Consider the following 24,678-nt stretch of genomic DNA (forward strand, 5'->3'; position numbering starts at 1 on the left):
TCTGAAAAAAGAGTGGAAAAATTCACAATTATCTGATAGTATATGTAAGATTCTGATTAGGTGCCTGCGCAGGGCACGAAATAGCAGGAGGAAGTAAGCAGATGAACGTCAAGAGTAAAGAGAACGTAGAGAACAGCGCCGTAGAGCTGGTCATCGAGGTCGGGGCTCAGGAGTTTGAGGCCGCGCTGGACAAGGTCTACAAGAAGCAGCGGGGCAGCATCGCCGTCCCCGGTTTCCGGAAGGGCAAGGCCCCCCGGAAGATCATCGAGGGTATGTACGGCTCTGGCGTGTTCTATGAAGACGCCATCGAAGAGCTTTATCCCTCCGCTTACGCCGAAGCCGTGGAGCAGGAGAAGCTGGATGTGGTGGCCTACCCCAAGGTGGAAGTCCTGGAGGTGGGCAAGGACGGCTTTACCTTTAAGGCCGTGGTCACCGTCCGACCCGAGGCCAAGATCGGTACGTACAAGGGCCTGAGTGCGGAGAAGGAAGCTGTCGCCGTCACCGACGAGGACATCGAAAACGAGCTCAAGCCCTATGTCGAGCGCGCGACCCGCCTGGTAAACGTGGAGCGCGAGGCCAAGATGGGCGATACCGTTCTGCTGGACTTTGAGGGCTTTGACAACGGCGTGCCCTTCGAGGGCGGCAAGGCCGAGAACCACGCCCTGGAGCTGGGCTCCCACTCCTTTGTTCCCGGCTTTGAAGAGGGCGTCGTGGGTCTGAAGCCCGGCGATGAGAAGGACATTGACGTCACCTTCCCCGAGGACTATCACGCCGACCTGGCCGGTAAGCCCGTGGTGTTCAAGATCAAGGTTCACGAGGTGAAGGAGCCCCAGGCCCCCGTGGTGGACGACGAGTTTGCCAAAGACGTGTCCGAGTTCGACACGCTGGACGAGTTCAAGAAGGACCTGGGCGACAAGCTGAAGGAGCGCCGTCAGACCCAGGCCGACCGCGCCTATGAGGACGCCCTTATGGATCAGGTGGTGGAGGCCCTTGAGGTAGAGCTGCCCGACGCCATGGTGGACTACCGCGCCGAGCAGATGGTGCAGGATTACGCCCAGCGCATCACCAGCCAGGGCATCCCCTTTGAAAAATATCTGGAAATGACCGGCCAGACGATGGATAGGATGAAGGAGCAGGCCAAGGAGTCCGCCATTAAGCAAATCAAGTATGAGATGGCGATGGACGCCGTGGCTGCGGCCGAGGGAATCGTCATCTCCGACGAGGAGCTGGACGCTGAGTACCAGTCCCTGGCCGACCAGTACAAGATGGAGCTGGACCAGGTGAAGGCGCTGGCTTCCGCCGAGGATGTCAGGACCACGCTGTTGCGCCGGAAAGCCATCGACGTGGTCAAGGACAGCGCCAAGGTCGGCAAGGCCAAGAAGCCCGCCGCAAAGAAAGCCGCCAAGGAGACCGAGGACGAGACCGCCGAGGAAAAGCCGAAGAAGAAGGCTGCATCCAAGAAGAGGGCCGAGACGGAACAGGCGCCCAAGACCGAGGAATAAGCAGGCATTGTTTCAGCGGCGGCAGTCCGGAGATGGGTATGGAGTGAAACCAGGAATAATGTTCCAGCCTCCGGGTATACTTTCTTAGCGTGACTGCCGCAAAAAGGAGAGCATATTATGAGCCTAGTACCTTATGTAGTAGAGCAGACCAACCGCGGAGAGCGGTCCTATGACATCTTCTCCCGTCTGCTCAACGACCGTATCATCTTTCTGGGTGAGGAAGTGAACGATACCACCGCCAGCCTGGTGGTGGCGCAGCTCCTCTATCTGGAGGCGCAGGACCCGGACAAGGACATTCAGTTCTACATCAATAGCCCAGGCGGGTCTGTCACGGCCGGCATGGCCATTTATGATACCATGCAGTACGTGAAGTGCGACGTATCCACCATCTGCATCGGTATGGCTGCCAGCATGGGCGCTTTTCTGCTGTCCTCCGGGACCAAGGGCAAGCGCTTTGCCCTACCCAATGCCGAGATCATGATCCATCAGCCCTCCGGCGGCACCAAGGGCCAGGCCAGCGACATCAAGATCCAGGCCGAGTGGATGCTGCGTACCCGCGAGAAGCTGAACAAGATCCTGGCGGAGAACACCGGGAAGTCTGTGGAGCAGATCGCCGTGGATACCGAGCGCGACCACTTCATGCCCGCGGATGAGGCCTGCGCCTACGGCCTCATCGACAAAGTCATCACATATAAGCGGTAATACGCGGTCAGCAGGAGTGGGGGCGTTTTGCGCTCCCGCTCCTGCTGGCAGAAACGCACGGCGGCTGCCGTGGATTCAAGAGGTTGAGTTATGCCTAAAAATGACGAAAAGCGTCCGGTCCGCTGTTCCTTCTGCGGAAAGCACCAGGAGCAGGTCTCCCGCATCATTGCCGGACCCGGCGCTTATATCTGCAACGAATGCGTCCAGCTCTGTATGAGCATTTTGGACGACGCGGGGACCGCACCCGAAGAGGCGCACGTGGATATCCCCGACGTGATCCCCACGCCCCGGGAGATCCGAGACGTGCTGGACCAGTATATCATCGGCCAGGAGGATGCCAAAGTGGCCCTCTCGGTGGCGGTATACAACCACTATAAGCGCATCTACTTCGGCGGCGGAGACGACGTGGAGCTTCAGAAGAGCAATATCCTGCTCATGGGACCCACCGGCTGCGGCAAGACCCTCTTCGCCCAGACGCTAGCCCGTATCCTGAAGGTGCCCTTTGCCATCGCCGACGCCACCACCCTGACGGAAGCCGGCTATGTGGGCGATGACGTGGAGAACATCCTGCTGCGCCTGGTCCAGGCCGCCGATTACGATATCGAGCTGGCCCAGCGTGGCATCATCTATGTGGATGAGATCGACAAGATCGCCCGGAAGTCGGAGAACACCTCCATTACCCGGGATGTCTCCGGCGAGGGCGTCCAGCAGGCTCTTTTGAAGATCCTGGAGGGCACCGTGGCCAACGTACCGCCTCAGGGTGGCCGGAAACACCCCCACCAGGAGTTTATCCAGATCGACACCAAAAACATCCTGTTCATCTGCGGCGGCGCCTTCGACGGCATCGAGAAGATCATCGAGCAGCGCCTGGACAAGAAGGCCATCGGCTTCGGCGCCCAGGTGGAGAGCCGCAAGGACCGGGATGTATCCGCCATTCTCAAGCAGGTCCAGCCTCACGACCTGCTGAAGTTTGGCATCATCCCCGAGCTGGTGGGCCGCCTGCCCGTCATCACGGCGCTCCAGTCCTTGGGAAAGGAGCAACTGGTCCGCATCCTCACCGAGCCCAAAAACGCTCTGGTAAAGCAATATCAGAAGCTGCTGGCTTACGACAACGTGGAATTGGATTTCCAGCCGGAGGCGCTGGAGGCGGCAGCCGAGAAGGCTATCCAGCGCGGCATCGGGGCCCGCGGACTCCGGGCGGTGCTGGAGGAGGTCATGACCCAGGTCATGTATGATGTGCCCGACCAGCCCGACATCGAAAAAGTGGTCATCACACCCGCCTGCGTCACCGAGCAGGTACGGCCGGAGCTGGTCCGGAATCCAGAACGCCCGCCCAGGCCCCGTCTGGGCGGCGCCGCGCTCCGGGCAGAGCGGGGCGGCCTGCAGCCCCGAAACAGCAACGTGTCATAACAGCGCAAGGAGGGCGGGGCGGAGCTCCGTCCTCCTTGTTCTATTCGTTTTGCAACCTGAAAGGAAGTGATTTTCCATGAAGGCTGATCCCGATATCAGCACGATGCCGGTACTGGCTCTCCGGGGGCTTACCATTTTTCCCAATATGCTGCTCCACTTTGACGTGGGCCGGGAGGCGTCGATCAAGGCCCTGGACGAGGCTATGGCCTCCGGGTCCCCGGTGTTTCTGGTGACCCAGAAGGATCTGGCGGTGGAGGAGCCCCGGCAGGAGGATCTGTTCTCCGTGGGCACCATCTCCAATGTCAAACAGATCCTGCGTCTGCCGGGAGACAACGTGCGGGTCATGGTGGAGGGAGAGGACCGGGGCAAGCTGTTGAGCCTGATGCAGACTGCACCCTTCCTGGAGGGTCAGGTAGAGACGTTGCCCATTCCAGAGTCCGTACGCAATACCCCCAGGACCGAGGCCCTGATTCGCAGCACCTATGAGCTTTTCGAGACCTATACCGAGCTCTCGCCCCGAATGACCAGCGACGTGCTCATCCACGTACTGGCCAGCGAGGACCCGGGCTATATTGCCGACTATATCGCCCAGAATATCGCCATGCGGGCGGGGGATAAGCAGGCTATTCTGGAGGAGCTTCGTCCCTTGCGCCGCCTGGAGCGGCTATGCCACGCCCTGAAACGGGAGGTGGAGATCCTCCAGTTGGAGCAGGATATGCAGTCCAAGGTCCGGGACCAGCTTACCCGCAACCAGCGGGACTACGTTCTCCGGGAGCAGCTCAAGGCCATCCAGAGCGAACTGGGCGAGGGGGACAGCGGCGACAGTGAGCTGGGAGAGTACCGCCAGAAAATCAAAAAGGCGCGGCTCCCCCAGGAGGTGGCGGAAAAGCTCAACAAAGAGGTGGACCGCCTGGCCAAGCAGCCCTTTGGATCTGCCGAGGCCACAGTGATCCGCAACTATCTGGATATCTGTCTGGAGCTGCCCTGGAGCAAGAAGACACGGGAGCGTGTCAATGTGGAGTCCGCTCGCAGAGTACTGGACGCCGACCACTACGGCCTGACGAAGGTCAAGGAGCGCATTTTGGAATTTCTGGCCGTCAAGCAGTTGGCGCCTGACCTGAAGGGGCAGATCATCTGCCTGGTGGGCCCTCCTGGCGTGGGCAAGACCTCCATCGCCATGAGCGTGGCCCGGGCACTGAATCGGAAGCTGGCTCGGATCTCGCTGGGCGGCGTTCACGATGAAGCCGAAATTCGCGGCCACCGGAAGACTTATGTGGGCGCCATGCCTGGTCGGATCATTTCCGCCATTCGGCAGGCGGAAAGTAGTAACCCTTTACTGCTATTGGACGAGATTGACAAGCTGGCTTCCGATATCCACGGCGACCCGGCGTCGGCCCTGCTGGAGGTACTGGATGCGGAACAGAACAGCACCTTCCGGGACCACTTTTTAGAGTTGCCCTATGACCTATCCGACGTGCTCTTCATTACCACGGCCAATACCACCGAGACCATTCCGCGGCCGCTGCTGGACCGGATGGAGGTCATTGAACTGACCAGCTATACCGATGAGGAGAAGCTGCAGATCGCTAAGCGCCACCTGCTTCCCAAGGAGATGAAGCGGCATGGCCTGAAAAAGACGCAGTTCAAGCTGACGGACGACGCTATCCGGGAAGTCATCACCGGCTATACCCGCGAGTCCGGCGTCCGTGTGTTGGAGCGTGAGCTGGCTGCTCTGAGCCGGAAGGCGGCGATGCATATTGTATCCGATTCCGTAAAGCAAATCTCCATTACAGGAGATGATTTAGAGCGGTACCTTGGGGTGAGAAAATACCACCCGGAAAAGCTGGACGGCGGCGAGCAGGTGGGCGTCGTCAACGGCCTGGCCTGGACCTCGGTGGGCGGCGAACTACTCCAAGTGGAGGTCAATGTGGTTCCGGGCTCCGGCAAGGTGGAGCTCACCGGAAACCTGGGCGACGTGATGAAGGAATCGGCTCACGCGGCGCTCTCCTATATCCGCAGTCGGTCCCAGCAGTTGGGGATTGCATCTGATTTTTACAAGACCAGGGATTTGCATGTCCATTTCCCGGAGGGCGCGGTCCCCAAGGACGGACCTTCCGCCGGCATCACCATCGCGGTGGCGATGGTTTCGGCCTTGACCGGGGCCACCGTAAAGCGGGGCATCGCCATGACCGGGGAGATCACCCTGCGGGGCCGGGTGCTGCCCATCGGCGGCTTGCGGGAAAAGACCATGGCCGCACTGCGCAATGGGATGCGGACAGTGATCCTGCCCGCAGAGAATGCGCCCGACCTGGCGGAGATTGACCAGACTGTGCGCAGCGCCCTTCACTTTATCCCCGTGGAGCATGTGGACGAGGTGCTGGCAGCCGCGCTGAACTTCGACGAGTCCCAGGTCCAGCCGGACCTGTCCGGCTTTACCGGTCAGGAGGCGAGACGGGCGCAGGCCAGTCTCAATCTGAAACAGTGACGGGAGAACGGATATGATCAATCTCCAAAAGGCGGAGTTCGTGCGTTCAGCGGCCAAGCGGGAGGACTTTCCCCGGGACGGTATGCCACAGGTGGTCTTTTCCGGGCGGTCCAATGTGGGAAAGTCCTCGGTCATCAACCGCCTGCTTAACCGCAAAAATTTTGCCCGAGTGGGCAATTCTCCGGGAAAGACCACCCACATCAACTATTTCAAGATCGACGGCAGGCTCTACCTGGTGGATTTGCCTGGCTATGGCTATGCCAAGGTATCCAAGGCGGAAAAAGAGCGGTGGGGCCGCCTGATTCAATCCTGGTTCGACGACCCTTCTCTGATGACCTTGGGGGTCATGATCGTGGACGCGCGGCACAAACCTACGGCGGATGACTGCACAATGGGGGCCTGGTTCAAGCAGGCGGGCAGGCCCTATGCAGTGGTGGCCAACAAGTTGGATAAGCTGAAGAAAAGCGAGATCGAACCCAATCTCCGGCGAATCCGGGAGACTCTGGAGCTGGAGGATGCCGTAAAGGTGATTCCCTTTTCGGCTGAGAAGGGAGCAGGGCGGCAGGCGCTGCTGGCCCTAATATCGGAACAAGTGGGGGAGAGTGTGCAATGAAATATGTGCGTGCAAACCGGCTGGGCCGGGTGCGCTGGGGCGTGCTGGACGGCGATGTGATACGGACACTGAAGTGGCCGCCTTATGACGGCGCGGAGTACTACGATGGGAAGGCGTGGAAGGTGGCGGACTGCCAGCTTCTGGCCCCCTGCGACCCCGGCAAGATCGTCTGCGTAGGCAAGAACTACTACGATCATGCCGTGGAGATGGGGGAGGGCATCCCAGATCGCCCCATCCTCTTCATGAAGACCCATAACTGCATCAACGATCCGGAAGGCGAAATCCACGCCCCGGATTTTGTACAGCGGCTGGATTACGAGGGGGAATTGGCCTTCGTGGTTAAAAAGACCGCATCCAGGGTGAAGGCCGCCGAGGCGTGGGAATACATACTCGGCTTCACGATTCTCAACGACGTTACCGCCCGGGATGTCCAGAAAGGGGACGGCCAGTGGACCCGCGGCAAGTGCATGGACGGCTTTGCGCCCGCCGGGCCGGTGCTGACCGACGAGGTAGATCCCACCGATCTGAAACTGGAGACCCGGCTCAACGGCAAGACGGTCCAGTCCTCCCGTACCTCCCTGTTCATGACCAAGATCCCCGAGCTCATGGAGTTTATCACTGCCGGGATCACGCTGGAGCCCGGCGATGTGGTGTCCACCGGCACGCCGGCGGGAATCGGCTCCATGCAGCCCGGCGACACGGTAGAGGTGGAGATCGAGGGGATCGGTGTCTTGCGCAACCATATCGTGTAAAACCGCGAGGTGAAGGCGCTGCGAGCGTCTTCACCTTGTGTTTTTCGGAATCATTTGGTATACTAAGCTGTCTGAATGAATCGGCAATGGGAGGCAGAGGCTATGCTGCGGCGCATTCCCCTGGGGAAGATGAACAACCTGAGAGATCTGGGGGGCTACCCCGCCGGCGACGGCGTTACCGTCTGGGAGCGTTTTTTGCGGGGCGATAACCCCGCTGGCCTGTCCGAACAGGACATCCAATGGCTCCGGGAGCGGGACATCACCACCATTGTGGACCTGCGCAGCGGGGAGGAGCTGGCGCGTCAGCCGGACCAGCTCCGCGGCCAGCCCGGTTTTCTATACCACCACTGTCCGCTGGTTGGAATCGAGAAGCTGCCCAATCTGGAGGCCGACATCGGAAGGGCCTATTTTGAGGCCATGGACCGGCTGACCTGCGTGGGACGGGCCATGCGTATCCTGGCGGCCGCGCCCGGCGGTGTGCTCTTCCACTGCACGGCGGGTAAGGACCGCACCGGCATTCTGGCCATGCTGCTGCTCTCGCTGGCGGGCGTGGCTCGGGAGGATATCCTGGCCGACTATCAGATCTCCGAGACCTATCTGGCGGAGATCATCCAGCTCATCCAGCTCCGGGTTCCCGATCTGGCGGCCTTCGCCGGCCAGTCCAGGCGGGAGTATCTGGAGGAGTGCATGGACCTGCTGCTGGACAAGTACGGCTCTGTGCCGGACTACCTCCGGGCGGCCGGGCTGACCGATGGAGAACTGGAGACCCTGCGGCACAAGCTGCTGGCCTGAGCAATGAAAGGGGAAGCTCCCTTGTATTCCTTTTCCAATTTTACACAGAATATGGACTGGAGCGGACTGATCGACCTGCTGATGCAGGTAGCGGCAGTCCTGCTGTGCCTCACCATCCACGAGACCTGTCACGGTCTGGCCGCTTATGCGCTGGGTGACCCCACGGCCAAGCGGATGCACCGGCTGTCCCTCAATCCGCTGCGGCACATCGATCCCTTTGGCGCCCTCATGATGCTGGCGGTGGGCTTTGGATGGGCCAAACCGGTGCCGGTGGATATGCGCTATTTCAAGCACCCCAAAAGCGGCATGGCCCTGACCGCCCTGGCGGGACCGGCGTCCAATTTCCTGTTGGCCTACGCCGCCATGCTGCTGTATGCCCTGTTTTACGGACTGCTTTACGCAGGAGCGGTGTCCGGCACTGTGGCTGAGGGCCTTTTGGACTTCTGCTGGCTGCTGGCCTCTCTGAGCGTGGGCCTGGGGGTATTCAATCTCATCCCGTTTCCGCCCTTGGACGGCTCCAAGGTGCTGGAGGGAGTCCTGCCCGACCGAATCTATTACCAGATCCTGCGTTTCGAGCGCATTGGGATCGTCGTACTGATGGCGGTACTTTGGACGGGGGTGCTGGACGGTCCCCTGTACGCGGTGCGCCGCTGGATTCTGGAGCTGCTCCTCCACGGCTCGGAGTGGGTGTTCCGGCTGTTCGTCTGAATTGGAAAGGGGGTGGCGGCGTGGAGGCTCCCATCTATCATCTGGAGGGCGTGGTCAAGGCCCGTGCGGAAGAGGAACTGGGGGATTTTACCGGCCCCCTGGACCTGATCCTCCACCTGCTCTCCAAAAACAGGATGGAGATCAAGGACATCCAGATCGCGGTCATTCTGGACCAGTACATGGCCTGGATGAACCAGCGCAAGCGCCTGGATCTGGAGGTGGCCAGCGACTTTGTGTCCATGGCTGCCCAACTGGTCTTTATCAAGTCCCGGATGCTGCTGTCCATCCACGACGAGGAGGCCCTCAGCGAGATGGAGCAGCTCATCGCTTCTCTGGAGGCGCACCAGCGCCATGAGAACTATCTGAAGGTCAAGGTGGTAACGCGGGAGCTGTCCGATCGCTACGCCGTCGGTCGGGATTACATCACCAAGCTACCGGAGCACCTGCCGGTCAGCCGGACCTACCGCTATGTCCACAGCCGGGAGGACCTGCGGCGGGCCATGGCGGCGGTGCTGGAGCGCGCGGACAACAAGCTGCCGCCGCCTATGAGCGCCTTTGAGGGCATTGTTGGCCGGGAGCCCTATCCCGTCTCCGACAAGGCGGCGGAGCTGATCCAGCGGCTGGTGCACTTTGGCGTCACCCGGTTCCGGGCCCTGTTTCGGGGCAACCGCAGCCGGTCGGAGGTGGTGGCCACCTTTATCGCCGTGCTGGAGCTCTGCAAGGCCAAGCGCATCCGGCTGGCGGGTACCGACGCCGACTGCACCGTCACCTGCACCGGGGAGGGAGACGACGCCCTGGAGCTCTCCACCGATGCCTACTGATAGGGGTGGTACTGCAATGGAATTGAAGGAAATCGAATCCGCCATGGAGGGCATCCTCTTCGCCGCCGGCGAGCCGGTGGGCGTGGAGCGCCTATGCCTGACGCTGGGGATCGACCGGGCCGCGGCGGACGCGGTGGCCCAGCGGCTGATGGACTATTACAGCTATGAGCGGCGGGGCATCCGTCTGGTTCGGCTGGACGCCAGCTATCAGCTCTGTTCGGCGCCGGAGTATGCCGACTATATCCGCAGGGCCCTGGAAAGCCGGAAGCCCGCCAAGCTCTCCCAGTCCGCTCTGGAGGTGCTGGCCATCATCGCCTATTACCAGCCCGCCACCCGGGCCTATGTGGACCAGGTGCGGGGCGTGGACAGCTCCTACACCGTTGGTTTACTGCTGGACCGGGATCTCATCGAGGAGTGCGGCCGTCTGGCCGTCCCCGGACGGCCCATCCTGTACCGCACCACGCCCACCTTTCTGCGTTCCTTCGGGCTGTCCAGTCTGGAGGAGCTGCCCGAGCTGCCCAACGCCAGCCCCGAGGACGGGCAGCTCACCCTGGAGATGCAGACCGCCCTGGAGCAGCTCAAAAGTCAGCAGGAGAAGCCGGAGTCCTCTCCCACCGGCGGGGAAGAGGCGGGGGGGTGAGACCATGAGGGCATGGATCATCTTAGGGACTGTTCTGGTTCTCCTGTTTCTACTCTCCCTGGTCCGGGTGGGCGGAGTGCTGGAGTATTCCGCTCAGGGGCTGCTGGTCCGTATTCGGCTGGGACGGCTGCGCCTCACGGTTTTCCCCATGCGGAAAAGGGCGCGGAAGCCCAGGCCGCCTCAGGAAAAAAATCCGCAGCCGGAAGGTCAGAGGGAAAAGCCGCCGAAAAAGGGCGGGACCCTGTCTCGGGTGAAGGAGTTCCTGCCTCTGGCCGCCGAGACGGCCGGACGGTTCAAGCGCAAGGTGCGCATCGACCAACTGGAGCTGGAGCTGACGGCGGCGGCCTCCAACCCGGCGGCGGCGGCCATGGCCTTTGGCGGCGCCAACGCCGCGTTGTGTATGATGCTGCCCCTATTGGAGAATCATTTTAATGTCCGGCAGCGGAGCATCCGCACCGCGGTGGATTTCGAGGGCAGCCGCCCTGTAATCTACCTGAAGGCGGCATTCTCCCTTACCATCGGGCAGGGCGTGGTCCTCGCCGTCCGCTTGGGGTTCCAGGCTCTGCGCATCCTATCCCAATACAAAAGCGGTCAAAAACAGAAAGAGGCGGTTTAACTATGGAAAAAAATCATCCCATCGGCGATCTGATGAGCACCACTATGCAGAAGATCCGGGAAATGGTGGACGTCAACACCATTATCGGCACCCCCATCCGGACGGACGACGGTATCACGCTCATCCCCGTATCGAAGCTCTCCTTCGGGTTTGCCTCCGGAGGCAGCGACTTTGCCACCAAGAACCAGAAGCCCGAGGCCGACAACGCCTTCGGCGGGGGCGGCGGGGCCGGCGTCAACATCTCTCCGGTGGCCTTTCTCATCGTGAAGGGAGACACTGTAAAGCTGCTGCCTGTAGCGCCTCCCGCCAATACCACGGTGGACCGGGTGGTGGAGCTGGTGCCCGAAATGTTTGACAAGGTCACCGGCTTCATTGACCAGAAAAAGGCCGAGGATAAATCCGGGTTCTAAGCTCCATACTAGTGTCATCTGTGCGTCGAGGTGACACGTATGAAGCGTATGCTCGCGGCCCTGCTGGCCGCTGTATTGCTGTACCCTTTTGCCCTCCGGAGCGCCCAGGCGGCGGGGCCGGAGACCGCGGCGGCCTCCGCCATCCTGGTCGATGCCGCCAGCGGCCGGGTGCTCTACGAGAAGAACGCCCGTGAAAAACGGCTTATCGCCAGCATCACCAAGCTGATGACCGCCCTGGTGGCGGTGGAATCCACTCCCGACCTGGAGGATGAGGTCACGATCCAGCCGGCAGACACGCTGGCCGAGGGCTCCTCCATGTACCTGAAGCCGGGGGAGAAACTGCCTCTGAAAACGCTGCTGTATGGTCTGCTGCTCCAGTCGGGCAATGACGCCGCCCTGGCGGTGGCCCGCCACTGCGCCGGAGATGTGGAGACCTTTGTGGACTGGATGAACCAGCGTGCGGCGAGCCTGGGTATGGAGGACACCCACTTTGCAAACCCCAACGGACTCAACGACGAAGCGCACTATTCCACTGCCGCCGATATGGCTCTTCTGGCCGCCGAGGTCCTGAGGCATGAGGCGCTGGCGGAGATCGTGGGCACCAAGTCCATTACGCTGGGCGCCCGCACCTTCACCAATCACAACAAGCTGTTGTGGCAGTACGAGGGCTGTGAGGGAATGAAGACCGGCTATACGCAGCTTGCGGGGCGGACCCTGGTATCCTGTGCCCGGCGGGAAGGGCAGCTTTTGATCTGCGTGACCCTCAGCGACCCCGACGACTGGAAGGACCACGCCGCTTTGTTCGACTACGGGTTTGAGACCTATCCCCGGCAGGTGCTGGCTACGGCGGGGAAGGTGTTCCGGCGGGTGCCGGTGGAGGGCAGTTTGACCCGGTTTGTGGCCGTCCGCACCGGCGAGGATGTATATTACCCCACTGCGGCGGAAGAGGAGCTCCAGGCAGAGCTCCTCCTGCCGGAGCGGGCGCAGGCACCGGTGACGGAGGGGACCATCGCGGGGAAGCTGTCCTTCTATCTGGGAGAAACCTGCGTGGGGGAGACCTACCTGCTCTATGACGCCGATGTGCGCCGGGACGCGGTGGTGGGCAGCTCCCTGCTGCGGCGGGTGCTGGATTTTTTGAACCGGGCGGACAGCGCCGCCTTTCTGACGGCCTTCGCCCCCCATACGAGCTGACACAGGCCCGCCTGCGGCGGGCCTTACATATGGAAGCGAGGAGTTCTCTTTATGGAGGAGCGTCTGCAAAAGATCCTATCTGCCGCCGGGGTATGCTCCCGCCGGACTGCGGAGGAGTATATCTCCGCCGGCCGGGTGACGGTCAACGGTGTCACCGCTGCTCTGGGGACCAGGGCCGACCCGGTCCGGGACCAGATCGTGCTGGACGGGCATCGGGTCGGCGGTCCGGCCCACCCGGTCTATTTGATGCTGAACAAGCCACGGGGCTATGTAACCACCCTTTCGGACGAGAGGGGGCGCAAGACGGTGGCAGAGCTGGTCTCCGGCTGCGGGGCGCGGGTGTGGCCGGTGGGACGGCTGGACCTGGACTCAGAGGGCCTGCTTCTGATGACCAATGACGGAGCGGTCACCAACCGCCTGATTCATCCTCGGCATGCGGTGGAGAAGGAATACTGGGTATGGGTCTCCGGCGATCTGGCACGGGCGCTGCCCCACCTGCGGGGGCCCATGGAGCTGGACGGCGTCCCGCTGGCCCCCGCCAAGGTGACGGAGCGGGGCGCAAACTGCCTGTCCATCGTTATCCACGAAGGGAAAAACAGGCAGGTGCGCCGGATGTGCGCCCAGGCGGGGCTGACGGTAAAAACCCTTCGCCGGGTGCGGGAGGGGCCTATTTTTCTGGGAGATCTGCCCGTGGGGCGGTGGCGGCCGCTGGCCAATACAGAAGTGGCGTGGTTCCGTAAGCTTCTTTTGTGATTTTGCAAGAAACCTAATTTTCCTTGCAGATTTTACTTGCTTTTCTCCGGGCTTCCCGCTATGATATAGTACGTTAGTACGTAAAATCCATGCTCCCCAAGGGCGGGGAACAGAGCCTGGGGGTATTTCCTTATGACCCGTGATATTCTTTCCATAATTCAGACCCGGATGAACACCTTCTCCAAAGGGCAAAAGCTGATTGCGCGCTTCATTCTGGAGTCCTATGACAAGGCTGCCTTTATGACCGCCAGCCGGCTGGGCAAGACGGTCAACGTCAGCGAGTCCACCGTGGTGCGGTTCGCCGCCGAGTTGGGCTACGATGGCTACCCCAGTATGCAGAAGGCACTGCAGGAGATGATCCGCAACAAGCTGACCTCCATCCAGCGCATCGAGGTGGCGAACGACCGCATCGGCAATCAGGACGTGCTGTCCATGGTGATGCAGTCGGATATCGAGAAGATCCGCATGACCATGGAGGAGACCGACCGGGAGAGCTTTAAGGCCGCGGTGGACGCCATTCTGGCCGCCAAGCGCATCTATATCCTGGGCGTCCGGTCCGCCGCCGCGCTGGCCGACTTCATCGGGTTCTATTTTAATCTGATCTTTGATAATATCGCGCTGGTCCACACCACCTCGGCCAGTGAGATCTTCGAGCAGCTTCTGCGTGTGGGCCCCGAGGACGCCGTCATCGGCATCAGCTTTCCCCGGTACTCCAGCCGCACGGTAAAGGCCATGCACTTTGCCCGGGACCGGGGGGCCAACGTCATTGCGCTGACCGATTCCGAGGCCTCTCCGCTGGCCGAAATCGCCACCGAGACCCTGCTGGCCAAGAGCGATATGGCCTCCTTTGTGGACTCCCTGGTGGCGCCTTTGAGTCTGGTCAACGCCCTCATTGTGGCGGTGGGCCGCAGGAAAAACGAGGATGTGGAGCAGACCTTTGTGAATCTGGAGCAGATTTGGTCGGAGTATGGCGTCTACGAAAAGGTCGAGGAATAAAGACCCGCTGAAAGGGGCTTCACTTTGGAATCTCAGATCGTTGTGGTAGGTGGCGGCGCGGCGGGCATGATGGCCGCGCTGTCCGCCGCCCAGTCAGGCGCTTGCGTCATCCTTCTGGAGCGCAACCAGAAGGTGGGCCGGAAGCTTTATATCACAGGGAAAGGCCGCTGTAACCTTACCAACGACTGTCCTGCGGACGAGGCGCTCTCCAACGTCCCGCATAACAGTCGTTTTCTTACCAGCGCTATGACCCGCTTTCCGCCCTCCGCCGTGCAGGAATTCTTTACCGGCCTGGGCGTCCCGCTCAAGACGGAACGCGGCGGCCGGGTTTTTCCGCAGTCCGACCGGGCGGCGGATGTCATCGACGCGCTTTTCATGGCTCTGCGGCGTCAGAAGGTGTCCATCGTGGAGGACCGGGCGGTGCGCCTGCTGGCCACGGAGGACCGCATCTCCGGCGTAAAAGGGGAGCGCGGCACTTATCCCTGCGCTGCGGCCGTGTTGGCCACGGGAGGGTGCTCCTATCCTCTGACCGGATCCACCGGCGACGGCTACCGCATGGCGGCGGAGCTGGGGCATACCGTCCTGCCGCCCAGGCCCTCCCTGATCCCCCTGGTGATCGAAGGGGAGGAGTGCCCCCAAATGCAGGGGCTCTCCCTGCGCAATGTGTCGGTGCGGGTCAAGAACCAAAGGGGCAAGGTCGTCTTTCAGGAGCAGGGGGAGCTGTTGTTCACTCACTTCGGCCTGTCCGGACCGCTGATTCTCAGCGCCAGCGCCCATATGCGGGAGTATGAAAAGGACCGCTATACCGTCTGCATCGACCTGAAGCCCGCCCTGGACGAGCAGACGCTGGACGCCCGTCTGGTGCGGGAGTTCAGCGAGCATGCCAACCAGGCCTTCCACAACGTGCTGGAGCATCTGGCCCCCAGACTGCTGGTGCCCGTGCTGACGGCGCGCTCCGGCATTCCGGCGGACCTGCCGGCCAATTCGGTCACCAAGGTCCAGCGGCGCAGGCTGCTGGAGTTGCTCAAGGCATTGTGCTTTGAGGTCCAGGGGCCGCGGCCGGTGGAGGACGCCATTGTCACCTCCGGCGGGGTGAAGGTGGGAGAGATCGACCCCAGGACAATGGAATCCAAATTGGTGCAGGGGTTATACCTCGCTGGAGAACTCATCGACGTGGACGCCTACACCGGCGGGTTCAACCTGCAGATCGCCTGGTGTACCGGCCGTGCGGCGGGACAGGCCGCGGCGCTGCGCGTATTGGGGGGATAAGAATATGTCATTTCGGAGCATCGCGGTGGACGGACCGTCCGGCGCGGGGAAGAGTACGATGGCCAAGCGGTTGGCCGAGGCCCTGGGTTTTGTCTATGTCGATACCGGCGCGATCTACCGTACGCTGGGTCTGCTGGCCTGCCGTCAGGGGGTGGCCCCCGACGACGCGGCGGCCGTCACCGCCCTTCTGCCGGACGCGGATATCCGCCTGCATTACGGCAGCGACGGGCTACAGCACATGTACCTGGGCGGCGAGGATGTAACCGAGTCCATCCGCCGGCCGGAGATCTCCCAATACGCCTCCTCCGTCTCCGCCATCCCGGCGGTACGGGCGTTTCTGCTGAATATGCAGCGGGACCTGGCCAGGACCCATGACGTCATCATGGACGGACGGGACATCGGCACAGTGGTTCTGCCTGCCGCAGACGTGAAGATTTTCCTGACCGCCTCCGCCGAGGACCGGGCCCGCCGCCGCCATGCCGAGCTGGCGGCCAAAGGGCTGCCGGACTGCTATGAGACCGTGCTGGCCGATATCATTGAGCGCGACCGCAAGGACACCACCCGCGCCGCCGCGCCTCTTCGTCAGGCGGAAGACGCCATCGCAGTGGACACCACGGGTCTGTCCCTGCAGGAGAGCTTTGATGCCTTACTTGAGACTATCAGGAGGAAACTGGGCCAATGAGGACCGTTTACGCCATACTTTACTGTATTATTTTTCCTTTTTTTAATTTGGTGCACCCCTGCCGGGCCGTCGGCAGGGAGCACATCCCGGAGGGCGGCGTGCTGGTCTGCGCCAACCACACGGCGGCTTCTGATCCCTTTTTTTTGGTATTCGCCTTCCGGCTCAAGCATCAGGTCCGCGCCATGGCGAAAGCCGAGTTGATCCGGGTACCCGTGATTGGCTGGCTCCTGAGCAAGGCCGGCGTATTCGGCGTGGACCGGGGCAAAGCCGATGTGGGCGCCATCAAGCAGGCGATGAAGTTCCTGAAAGGCGGGGAAAAAGTGCTTCTCTTCCCGGAGGGCACTCGCATCAAGGACGGCGGAGCGGGCGAGGCCAAGACCGGGGCCGCCATGCTGGCCGTGCGGTGCGGCGTCCCCATCCTGCCGGTCTATATCTCCGAAAAGAAAAAGTGGTTTGGCCGCACTCCGGTGATCATCGGAGAGCCCTATTATCCCGTGACGGCGGGCAGACGGGCCACCACGGAGGAATACCACGCCATTGCCGACGACATGATGGCGCGGGTTCGGGCTCTGAAGGCCCAGGCAGCGGCATGAGAGTGGAGCTGGCGAAGTCCGCCGGTTTCTGCTACGGCGTCCGCCGTGCGGTGGAGCTGGCGGCACAGGCGGCGGAATCGGGCGAGCCCTGTGTCATGCTGGGGCCCGTCATCCACAACGACCATGTGGTGAGCTGGCTGGCGAAAAAGGGCGTGTCCTGCGTAGGGAGCGTGGATGAGGTCCCGGAGGGCAGCTCGGTCATCCTGCGCTCCCACGGAGAGCCCCGCCGGGTGCATGAGGCGCTGAAGGCTAAGGGCGCCAAAATCATCGATGCGGCCTGTCCCAACGTCACCAAGATCCACCGGCTGGTAGAAAAAGCCGAGCAGGAGGGGCGTCAGCCCGTGATCATCGGCACGCCCGATCATCCGGAGGTGGTGGCCATCGCCGGCTGGTGCAGGCGCCCGGTGGTGCTGGCTGGCGCGGAAGAATGGGAGACTTGGTTGTCGGAACATCCAGAATATCGGGAAAAACCCTTGACGCTGGTCTCGCAGACCACCTCCACCCGCGCAATTTGGGAATCAAGTATAGAAAAAACAAAAAAACTATGTACAAACGCAGAAATTTTTGATACAATATGTAGCGCTACGTGTACGCGGCAAACGGAGGCCCAGGCGTTGGCCGCCCGTTCCGATGCCATGATCGTCATCGGAGACCGGCGAAGCTCCAACACCAAACGGCTGGCGGAACTGTGCCGCGCCCTCTGTCCCCGGGTGGTCGCCGTCGAGGGGGCGGAGGAGTTGGAACCGTCCTCGTTCCGGGGACTGGCTTCTGTAGGAGTCACTGCGGGCGCTTCCACGCCCGGGTGGATTATAAAGGAGGTCTATGACAAAATGAGCGACGAAATCATGGAGATCGAAGAATCCTTCGCTGATCTGCTGGAGAAATCGATCAAGACTTTAAATACAGGGGAGAAGGTAACGGGCATCGTCACGGAAATCACGCCCACGGAGATCTACGTGGATCTGGGCACCAAGCACGCCGGATACATACCCGTATCCGAGCTGTCCGACGACCCCACCGTCAAGGTGGAGGACATCGTGAAGGTGGGCGACGAGATTGAAACCTACGTCATGCGCGTCAACGACGCGGAGGGCGTTGTCACCCTGTCCAAGAAGCGCCTGGATACCGTCAAGAGCTGGGATGACATCGAGGCCGCCTGCGAGAATCACACCCCTGTCGAGGGCGTGGTGACCAAGGACAACAAGGGCGGCGTAGAGGCCTCCGTGCGGGGCGTGCGCGTGTTCATTCCCGCTTCCCAGACCGGCCTGCCCCGTGACGCCGACATGAGCGAGCTGGTGAAGCAGAAGGTCCGTATGCGTATCACCGAGGTCAACCGTGCCCGCCGTCGGGTGGTGGGTTCCATCCGCGCCGTGGCCCAGGAGGAGCGCGCCGCCAAGGCCGCCAAGGTCTGGGAGGAGATCGAGGAGGGCAAGCGCTATACCGGCGTGGTGAAGTCTCTGACCTCTTACGGCGCCTTTGTGGACATCGGCGGCGTGGACGGCATGGTCCACATTTCCGAGTTGTCCTGGTCTCGCATCAAGCACCCCTCCGAGGTGGTGAAGGTGGGCGATACCGTGGAGGTGTATGTCATTTCCTTCGATCCCGAGAAGAAGAAAATCTCTCTGGGCATGAAGGACCGCACGGAGGACCCCTGGTCCAAGTTCATCAACACCTACAGCATCGGCAGCATCGCCAATGTCAAGGTGGTCAAGCTCATGACCTTCGGCGCCTTTGCTGAGATCGTCCCCGGTGTGGACGGCCTGATCCACATCTCCCAGATCGCGGACCACCGCATCGACAAGCCCGGCGACGTGCTGAGCGAGGGTCAGATGGTGGACGTGCGCATTACCGACATCGACATGGACAACAAGAAGGTGTCTCTGTCCATCCGCGCTCTGCTGGAGGATGCCCGCAACCAGCCCGGTGAGGCGGACGAAGTGGTCGCTTCTTCTGAGGCGGAGGAGTAAATCCATCCTGTTCCAATGAAAAAACACCCCGTTTCCAGTTGGAAACGGGGTGTTTTACTGCTTTTTACAGAGTTTATTCCGGAAAGGCCCTTGCAAATCATGATTGAAAGGTTTATAATAAACTCATTCATAAGATTTGTCAAGAGTTATTTTTCGGTTTTTGTGGAGGTGGATTCATGTTTCAGGTAGGGGATAAAATTGTTCATCCGATGCATGGTGCCGGTGTCGTAGACAGCATCGTAAGCAAAAAGGTGAACGGCGTGGTACGGGAATACTATCTGCTCAAAATTCCCGTCGGTGGGATGCTGGTCATGATCCCCACCACGAACAGCGAAGAGATCGGCGTGCGACCGGTGGTGAACAGCGCCGAGGCTGACCGTATCATTGCCTCTATCCCCGACATTGAAGTGGATATGACCGCCAACTGGAATCGGCGCTACCGGGAAAATATGCTGCGTCTGAAAAGCGGCGACCTGACCGAGGTGGCCCGCGTGGTAAAGGGGCTGGCTCTGCGGGATACGGACCGCGGCCTCTCCACCGGGGAGCGGAAGATGCTCCACTCCGCCAAGCAGATCCTCATCTCCGAGTTGGTTCTTTCCCAAAACACCAGCTATGAAGATGTGGAAGCCCGCATAAATACGGCACTTGCGCAATAAGCTGTTTTCGAGTACACTGAAAAGGAGCCGTCAGGCTCCTTTTTTGCCAAGCAGGAAGGAAGTGTATGGCAGATGCCGCCGCTGTTTGAACGACTGCGCCGAAAAAAGCACGCCGGGCCCCGGTGCTCCATGGTGGTCCCCGCCGCCGGTTCCTCTGCACGGATGGAGGGGATGGATAAGATCCTGCTGCCTCTGGGGGACGTGCCCATTCTCATCCGCACGCTGCAAGCCTTGGAGAACTGTCCGCTGGTCCAGGAGATCATCGTGGTGACCCGGCAGGATCTGATTGTCCCCGCCGGCCAGCTCTGCAAGGATTTTGATTTACAGAAGGTGCGGAAGCTGGTGGTGGGCGGAGCCACCCGCACCCAGTCGGTGCTGGCGGGCGTCCGGGAGACCGACCCGGCAGCCGATGTCATCGGCGTCCACGACGGAGCCAGGCCCTTTGTCACTCCGGAGGTGCTGGAGCAGGTCATCCTGCGGGCCGCCGAGTGCGGGGCCGCCGCGTCGGCCGTTCCGGTCCACGACACCATCAAGCGGGCCGCAGGCGGTCTGGTGGAGGAGACGCTGAACCGGGAAGAGCTGTTCGCGGTACAGACGCCGCAGGTATTTGAGCCCTCCCTGATCAAGGCGGCGCTGCAAAAGGCGGCGGAGGAGGGCGCCGCACTGACAGACGACTGCGCGGCCGTAGAGCGGCTGGGCATGACGGTCTGCCTGACCCGGGGCTCCGATGAGAACATCAAGATCACCACCCCGGCCGACCTGAATCTGGGGCTGGGCATCCTGAACGGAAGGGGAGAGCTGGTATGAGCGGATTCCGCATCGGTCACGGCTACGACGTGCACCGCCTCACGGCAGGGCGAAAGCTGATCCTGGGCGGGGTGGACGTGCCCTTTGAGCGGGGACTGCTGGGACACTCCGACGCCGACGTGCTTACCCACGCGGTAATGGACGCCCTGCTGGGCGCCGCCGGGCTGGGAGACATCGGCAAGTTATTTCCCGACCGCGACCCGGCCTATCGGGGTATTTCCAGCCTGCTGCTGCTGGACCGGGTGGTCCTGCGGCTGGCGGAGAGCGGCTGGCAGGTGGGAAATGTAGACGCCACCGTGGTTGCCCAAGCCCCCAAGCTGGCCTCCCACATCCCGCTGATGCGGCAGAACCTGGCGCGGCATATGGGGGTCCCGGCGGAACGGGTCAATGTGAAGGCCACCACAGAGGAGGGGTTGGGCTTCACGGGGCGTGGGGACGGCATGGCCGCTCACGCGGTGGCCCTGCTGGAGACGCTGGAGCGGTAGCGCAGGAAAAAGCCCTCTCGGCCAGGAGCCGGAAGGGCTTTTTTGTCCCCTGTGCCAGTCCTGCGGCATACACTGGGCAAGAGAGGAGTGTCATGCCAATGGTCTATTATCTCATCGTGTGCCGTTCCCTGACCTATGCCCAGCGGACGGCCTCCGTTCTGGAGCGGGCGGGCATCACCGCGCGCATTCTCCGCTCTCCCAAAAATATCGCGGGCGAAGGCTGCAGCCACGCGGTGAAGGTGTCCGAGCGCCGTCTATCCGACGCGTTGGTGCTCCTCAACCGCGCCTACCTGTCCCCCAAGCGAATCTATATGACGGAAGCAGACGGAAGCTACCGGGAGGTGGATCTATGATCTACCTGGACGCCGCCGCTACCACGCTGCAAAAACCGACCGCCGTGGCCAGTGCCAGTGCCTATGCGGTCAACCACATGGCCACGCCCGGACGGGGCGGACACCGACCTGCCATGCTGGCCGCGGAGACTGCCTTCGCCTGCCGCCAGGCGGCGGCGGAGCTGTTTCACGTGGGGGAGCCCGACAATGTGGTACTGACCTTCAACGCCACCCATGGGCTCAACATCGCCATTCAGTCCCTGGTCAAGCCGGGGGACACCGTGCTGATTTCCGGCTACGAGCACAACGCCGTCACGCGGCCTCTGGCCGCAATCCCAAACGTCAAGGTGAAGGTGGCCGCCTCGCCCCTGTTTCAGCCGGAGACCATCCTGTACCAGTTCCAGCGGCTGCTGACCCCGGAGGTCTCCGCAGTCGTATGCAACCATGTCTCCAACGTCTTTGGCTATGTGCTGCCGGTGGCTGAGATCTCCGCCCTGTGCGCCAGAAGGGGCGTACCTCTGATTCTGGATGCCTCCCAGTCCGCCGGCTGCCTGCCGGTGCACCTGGATGAGCTGGGGGCGGCTTTCATCGCCATGCCCGGCCATAAGGGCCTTTACGGACCGCAGGGGACCGGGCTGCTGCTGTGCAATCACGAGACCGCCCCCATTCTGCGGGGCGGAACAGGTTCGGTGTCCATCCGGCAGGATATGCCGGATTTTCTGCCCGACCGGCTGGAGGCGGGGACCCAGAACATCGCCGGCGTGGCCGGACTGCTGGAGGGCCTGCGTTTCGTACGCAGCCAGGGGGAGGAGAAGATCCTGGATCACGAGCGCAGGCTGGCCGCCCGAGCCGCGGAGCAGCTCTCTGCTCTGCCGGGGGTTCGGGTCTATGCCGCCCGGGGCCTGTTCTGCCAGTCGGGCGTCCTCTCCTTCCAGGTGGAAGGGATGGACTGCGAGGAGGTGGGGGAGACCCTGGGCGGCATGGGGATTGCCGTCCGGGCAGGACTCCACTGCGCCCCGCTGGCGCACCGCTCTGCCGGGACCCTCAAGGCGGGGACCGTGCGGGCCAGCTTCTCCGCCTTCAACCACGGCAAAGAGGCCGACCAGCTCGCGGCGGCTGTGGCGCGGCTTGGAAAATAGCAGTCCCATCGTCAGGCGCACGGCGCTCCGCCGTGCGCCTTCGCGCGTCCATTTTCTCCTGTTCTCTTCGGAATTTAAGGGAAAATTAATGGGGCGTCGTATTGCCATTTCCCACTGAATCAAGTATAATAATTCAAATGGAGGGCAGCTTTTTCTGGCTGGCTCCAGGAACAGCTAAAGCGCCGTCCCGGCGCATTCGGTTTTTGTGGGAGACTTTGGAAATGGACACGTTCTTTGCAGCGGCGGGTCAACTGTTCGTGAACATCCGGAACCAGATCCAGATGATCACCATCAGCGATATCATCGACATCGCCATCATCGCCTATATCGCCTACCGGATGCTGCTGCTGGTGCGGCACAGCCGGGGCGCTCAGGTGGCCAAGGCAATCGTATTGCTGCTGGCCGCCCTTGTCCTGTCCAATGCTTTCCGGCTGAACGTCGTCAATTTCATTTTGAGCAAGACGGTGGAGCTGGGTCTGTTGGCCCTGGTGGTGGTATTCCAGCCGGAGATCCGCCGTTTTCTCGAGCAGGTGGGCAGCAGCCGGCTGGGGGACATGTTTAGCAAGGAGGAGATCCCCTCCGAGATTGAGGATGCCATTGGCCAGACCGTGGCGGCCTATACGGCTCTTTCCCGGGACAAGGTGGGCGCACTCATGGTCTTTGAGCGTAAAACCCCTCTGGATGACATCATCAAGACCGGCACGGTGCTGGACTGCAGCGTCTCCTCAGAGCTGCTGAAAAACCTTTTCTGGAACAAAGCGCCGCTCCACGACGGAGCGGTGATCGTGCGCAACGGTCGTATCGTCGGCGCCGGCTGTGTGCTCCCCCTGTCCGGGAACACCAATTTGTCCAAGGACCTGGGAATGCGCCACCGGGCGGGGATCGGCATGAGCGAGAACTCCGACGCGGTGGTGGCCATCGTCTCAGAGGAGACCGGCTCCATCTCCGTGGCGGTCAACGGGATGCTCAAGCGGCATTTGGCGCCCGAGACGCTGGAGCGCCTGATGGAAAACGAGCTGATGCCCGAGCAGGAACCGGCCAAGCCCTCGGTACTGGCCAATCTATTCAAGTCGAAAAAAGGTGAAAGTGACGATGGGGAAACGAATCACTGACAGCAAGGCCTTTAATATCGTCCTCGCCATCCTCATCGCCATCGGGCTGTGGTTTTATGTGACGGTCGAGGTAAACTCCACTACCAGCGCGACCATCTACAATGTCCCGGTGACCATCGTCAACGAGGACGTCCTGACCAGCCGCGGCCTGATGATCGCACCCTCTTCCGAGCTGGCCGTCGATCTGAAAGTATACGGCAACCGGAACGCCATCAGCCGTATCAAAAGCGACAAGGACAGCATCACCGTTTCAGTAGATGTGGCGGACGTCCAATCGGCGGGGGAGAAGGAATTCCAGTGTAAGGTGACCGTGCCCTACACGGCCACCGGCGGCTCCGTCGCAGTCCAGGACCAGGAGAGCTACACCGTCCAGCTCCTGATCGAACGGATGATGAACAAACAGGTGGAGGTCAGGGGCAACTTTACCGGCACGGTGGCGGAGGGCTTCCGCGTCGGGGACTTCATCATCACCCCATCCACCGTGGAGATCAAGGGTCCGGAAGAGCTGATCAAGAATGTGGATCACGCCCAAGTCACCGTTTCCCGCCAGGACCTGTCTGAAACCTATACCGGCGAGCTGAGCATTACCTTCATTGATGCCGAGGGCAGCGAGGTGGACGGCTCCGATATCGTCACAGACGCGGAGTCGGCCAGCGTGGTTCTGCCCGTCTATATGACCCTGGACCTGCCTCTGGACGTTCGATTTGTCTATGGAGGCGGCGTCACGGCGGACAACTTCAACGACGTGGTGAGCTACGAGCTCTCCCCGGACAGCATTTCCATCTCCGGCGCGGCCGAGGACATCCAGCCCCTGGAGGGCAGCACCAAGATTGTGGGCGAGATTGATCTGTCTGAGTTGAAGGACACCTATGAGTTCAACCTGGTCCTGGACCCGGCGCTGACCAACGACAGCGGTATGACCAAGGTCACCGTCAAGGTGAAGGTCAGCGGACTGGAGACCCGGACGCTGGAGACCAACGACATCGAGATCATCAATAAGCCTGCGGGCGTGGATGTGGAAAAGGTCACCCAGTCCCTACAGGTACAGGTGCGCGGCCCGGCGGAGCTGCTGGATTCGGTGGAGGCCTATCAGCTCCGGGTGGTGGCAGACCTTCAGGACGCCGCACAGATGCCCGGGCAGTTCAATCAAAAAGTCAAGATCTATCTGGACGGCGACGGCAAGTGCGGCGTCGTTGGCGAGTATTCCATCGTCATCAAGGTGACGGCGGCATCGTAGGAGGCACC

General features: G+C 61.6%; 26 protein-coding genes. All 26 read left to right on the forward strand.

Annotated elements, in window-relative coordinates; genetic code table 11:
• The first annotated feature begins 101 nt into the window (after positions 1–101).
• The 26 genes from tig (at position 102) to B3H64_RS11800 (ending at position 24,670) form a co-directional block, all read left to right on the forward strand.
• A complete protein-coding gene (gene tig / locus B3H64_RS11675) occupies positions 102–1,502 on the forward strand; it encodes a trigger factor (RefSeq protein WP_050618324.1) in 1,401 nt (466 codons plus the stop codon).
• A 117-nt stretch (positions 1,503–1,619) separates the two neighbouring features.
• Positions 1,620–2,204: an ATP-dependent Clp endopeptidase proteolytic subunit ClpP gene (gene clpP, locus B3H64_RS11680; protein WP_050618325.1), complete on the forward strand. Its 585-nt coding sequence runs from the start codon at positions 1,620–1,622 to the stop codon at positions 2,202–2,204.
• A gap of 90 nt (positions 2,205–2,294) precedes the next feature.
• On the forward strand, positions 2,295–3,614 hold the full coding sequence (clpX, locus tag B3H64_RS11685) for an ATP-dependent Clp protease ATP-binding subunit ClpX (RefSeq protein ID WP_050618326.1): 1,320 nt from the start codon (positions 2,295–2,297) through the stop codon (positions 3,612–3,614).
• 76 nt (positions 3,615–3,690) lie between these two features.
• Complete coding sequence (gene lon / locus B3H64_RS11690; protein WP_286735281.1) at positions 3,691–6,099, forward strand: endopeptidase La; 2,409 nt, start codon at positions 3,691–3,693, stop codon at positions 6,097–6,099.
• 13 nt (positions 6,100–6,112) lie between these two features.
• Entirely contained in the window at positions 6,113–6,712 is a 600-nt protein-coding gene (yihA, locus tag B3H64_RS11695; protein WP_286735282.1) for a ribosome biogenesis GTP-binding protein YihA/YsxC, read from the forward strand.
• The gene (locus tag B3H64_RS11700; RefSeq protein WP_050618329.1) at positions 6,709–7,464 is read left to right on the forward strand and encodes a fumarylacetoacetate hydrolase family protein; all 756 of its coding nucleotides are present in this window, start codon (positions 6,709–6,711) and stop codon (positions 7,462–7,464) included. Before yihA ends, B3H64_RS11700 begins: the two co-directional genes overlap by 4 nt.
• Positions 7,465–7,566: 102 nt before the next feature.
• A complete protein-coding gene (locus tag B3H64_RS11705; protein WP_286735283.1) occupies positions 7,567–8,256 on the forward strand; it encodes a tyrosine-protein phosphatase in 690 nt (229 codons plus the stop codon).
• A gap of 21 nt (positions 8,257–8,277) precedes the next feature.
• Complete coding sequence (locus B3H64_RS11710) at positions 8,278–8,964, forward strand: site-2 protease family protein (RefSeq protein ID WP_238073300.1); 687 nt, start codon at positions 8,278–8,280, stop codon at positions 8,962–8,964.
• Between the two features lie 20 nt (positions 8,965–8,984).
• Positions 8,985–9,785, forward strand: coding sequence for a segregation and condensation protein A (locus B3H64_RS11715; protein WP_278895688.1), 801 nt, complete (start codon positions 8,985–8,987; stop codon positions 9,783–9,785).
• A gap of 16 nt (positions 9,786–9,801) precedes the next feature.
• Positions 9,802–10,425: an SMC-Scp complex subunit ScpB gene (gene scpB / locus B3H64_RS11720; protein WP_286735284.1), complete on the forward strand. Its 624-nt coding sequence runs from the start codon at positions 9,802–9,804 to the stop codon at positions 10,423–10,425.
• Between the two features lie 4 nt (positions 10,426–10,429).
• Positions 10,430–11,041 carry a DUF2953 domain-containing protein gene (locus B3H64_RS11725; RefSeq protein WP_286735285.1) on the forward strand — a complete coding sequence of 204 codons (612 nt, stop codon included), beginning with the start codon at positions 10,430–10,432 and terminating at the stop codon, positions 11,039–11,041.
• A 2-nt stretch (positions 11,042–11,043) separates the two neighbouring features.
• The gene (gene ytfJ, locus B3H64_RS11730; RefSeq protein WP_050618334.1) at positions 11,044–11,451 is read left to right on the forward strand and encodes a GerW family sporulation protein; all 408 of its coding nucleotides are present in this window, start codon (positions 11,044–11,046) and stop codon (positions 11,449–11,451) included.
• A 39-nt stretch (positions 11,452–11,490) separates the two neighbouring features.
• Entirely contained in the window at positions 11,491–12,642 is a 1,152-nt protein-coding gene (locus tag B3H64_RS11735; RefSeq protein WP_094762417.1) for a D-alanyl-D-alanine carboxypeptidase family protein, read from the forward strand.
• A gap of 51 nt (positions 12,643–12,693) precedes the next feature.
• Positions 12,694–13,395, forward strand: coding sequence for a pseudouridine synthase (locus B3H64_RS11740; RefSeq protein ID WP_050618335.1), 702 nt, complete (start codon positions 12,694–12,696; stop codon positions 13,393–13,395).
• A gap of 132 nt (positions 13,396–13,527) precedes the next feature.
• Positions 13,528–14,391, forward strand: a complete 864-nt coding sequence (locus tag B3H64_RS11745) for a MurR/RpiR family transcriptional regulator (protein ID WP_050618336.1) — start codon at positions 13,528–13,530, stop codon at positions 14,389–14,391.
• A gap of 24 nt (positions 14,392–14,415) precedes the next feature.
• Positions 14,416–15,660, forward strand: a complete 1,245-nt coding sequence (locus B3H64_RS11750) for an NAD(P)/FAD-dependent oxidoreductase (RefSeq protein WP_094762418.1) — start codon at positions 14,416–14,418, stop codon at positions 15,658–15,660.
• A 4-nt stretch (positions 15,661–15,664) separates the two neighbouring features.
• Positions 15,665–16,342 (forward strand): (d)CMP kinase, encoded by a 678-nt coding sequence (gene cmk / locus B3H64_RS11755; protein WP_286735286.1) that lies wholly within the window; start codon positions 15,665–15,667, stop codon positions 16,340–16,342.
• Positions 16,339–16,935, forward strand: coding sequence for a lysophospholipid acyltransferase family protein (locus B3H64_RS11760; RefSeq protein ID WP_286735287.1), 597 nt, complete (start codon positions 16,339–16,341; stop codon positions 16,933–16,935). Before cmk ends, B3H64_RS11760 begins: the two co-directional genes overlap by 4 nt.
• Positions 16,932–18,902 (forward strand): bifunctional 4-hydroxy-3-methylbut-2-enyl diphosphate reductase/30S ribosomal protein S1, encoded by a 1,971-nt coding sequence (locus tag B3H64_RS11765; protein ID WP_286735288.1) that lies wholly within the window; start codon positions 16,932–16,934, stop codon positions 18,900–18,902. Before B3H64_RS11760 ends, B3H64_RS11765 begins: the two co-directional genes overlap by 4 nt.
• Before the next feature lie 176 nt (positions 18,903–19,078).
• Positions 19,079–19,558 carry a CarD family transcriptional regulator gene (locus B3H64_RS11770; protein WP_050618340.1) on the forward strand — a complete coding sequence of 160 codons (480 nt, stop codon included), beginning with the start codon at positions 19,079–19,081 and terminating at the stop codon, positions 19,556–19,558.
• Positions 19,559–19,630: 72 nt separating this feature from the next.
• Entirely contained in the window at positions 19,631–20,365 is a 735-nt protein-coding gene (gene ispD, locus B3H64_RS11775; protein WP_286735289.1) for a 2-C-methyl-D-erythritol 4-phosphate cytidylyltransferase, read from the forward strand.
• Positions 20,362–20,850 carry a 2-C-methyl-D-erythritol 2,4-cyclodiphosphate synthase gene (gene ispF / locus B3H64_RS11780; protein WP_238073310.1) on the forward strand — a complete coding sequence of 163 codons (489 nt, stop codon included), beginning with the start codon at positions 20,362–20,364 and terminating at the stop codon, positions 20,848–20,850. The genes ispD and ispF overlap by 4 nt, the downstream gene beginning before the upstream one ends.
• A 98-nt stretch (positions 20,851–20,948) precedes the next feature.
• Complete coding sequence (locus B3H64_RS11785) at positions 20,949–21,203, forward strand: DUF3343 domain-containing protein (protein WP_286735290.1); 255 nt, start codon at positions 20,949–20,951, stop codon at positions 21,201–21,203.
• Positions 21,200–22,321 (forward strand): aminotransferase class V-fold PLP-dependent enzyme, encoded by a 1,122-nt coding sequence (locus tag B3H64_RS11790; RefSeq protein WP_286735292.1) that lies wholly within the window; start codon positions 21,200–21,202, stop codon positions 22,319–22,321. The genes B3H64_RS11785 and B3H64_RS11790 overlap by 4 nt, the downstream gene beginning before the upstream one ends.
• A gap of 221 nt (positions 22,322–22,542) precedes the next feature.
• Positions 22,543–23,433 carry a diadenylate cyclase CdaA gene (cdaA, locus tag B3H64_RS11795; protein WP_094762419.1) on the forward strand — a complete coding sequence of 297 codons (891 nt, stop codon included), beginning with the start codon at positions 22,543–22,545 and terminating at the stop codon, positions 23,431–23,433.
• The gene (locus B3H64_RS11800) at positions 23,414–24,670 is read left to right on the forward strand and encodes a CdaR family protein (RefSeq protein WP_050618345.1); all 1,257 of its coding nucleotides are present in this window, start codon (positions 23,414–23,416) and stop codon (positions 24,668–24,670) included. Before cdaA ends, B3H64_RS11800 begins: the two co-directional genes overlap by 20 nt.
• Positions 24,671–24,678 lie beyond the last annotated feature (8 nt).

The organism is Intestinimonas sp. UBA1698, assembly GCF_002320075.1.
GTDB lineage: Bacteria > Bacillota > Clostridia > Oscillospirales > Oscillospiraceae > Intestinimonas > Intestinimonas massiliensis.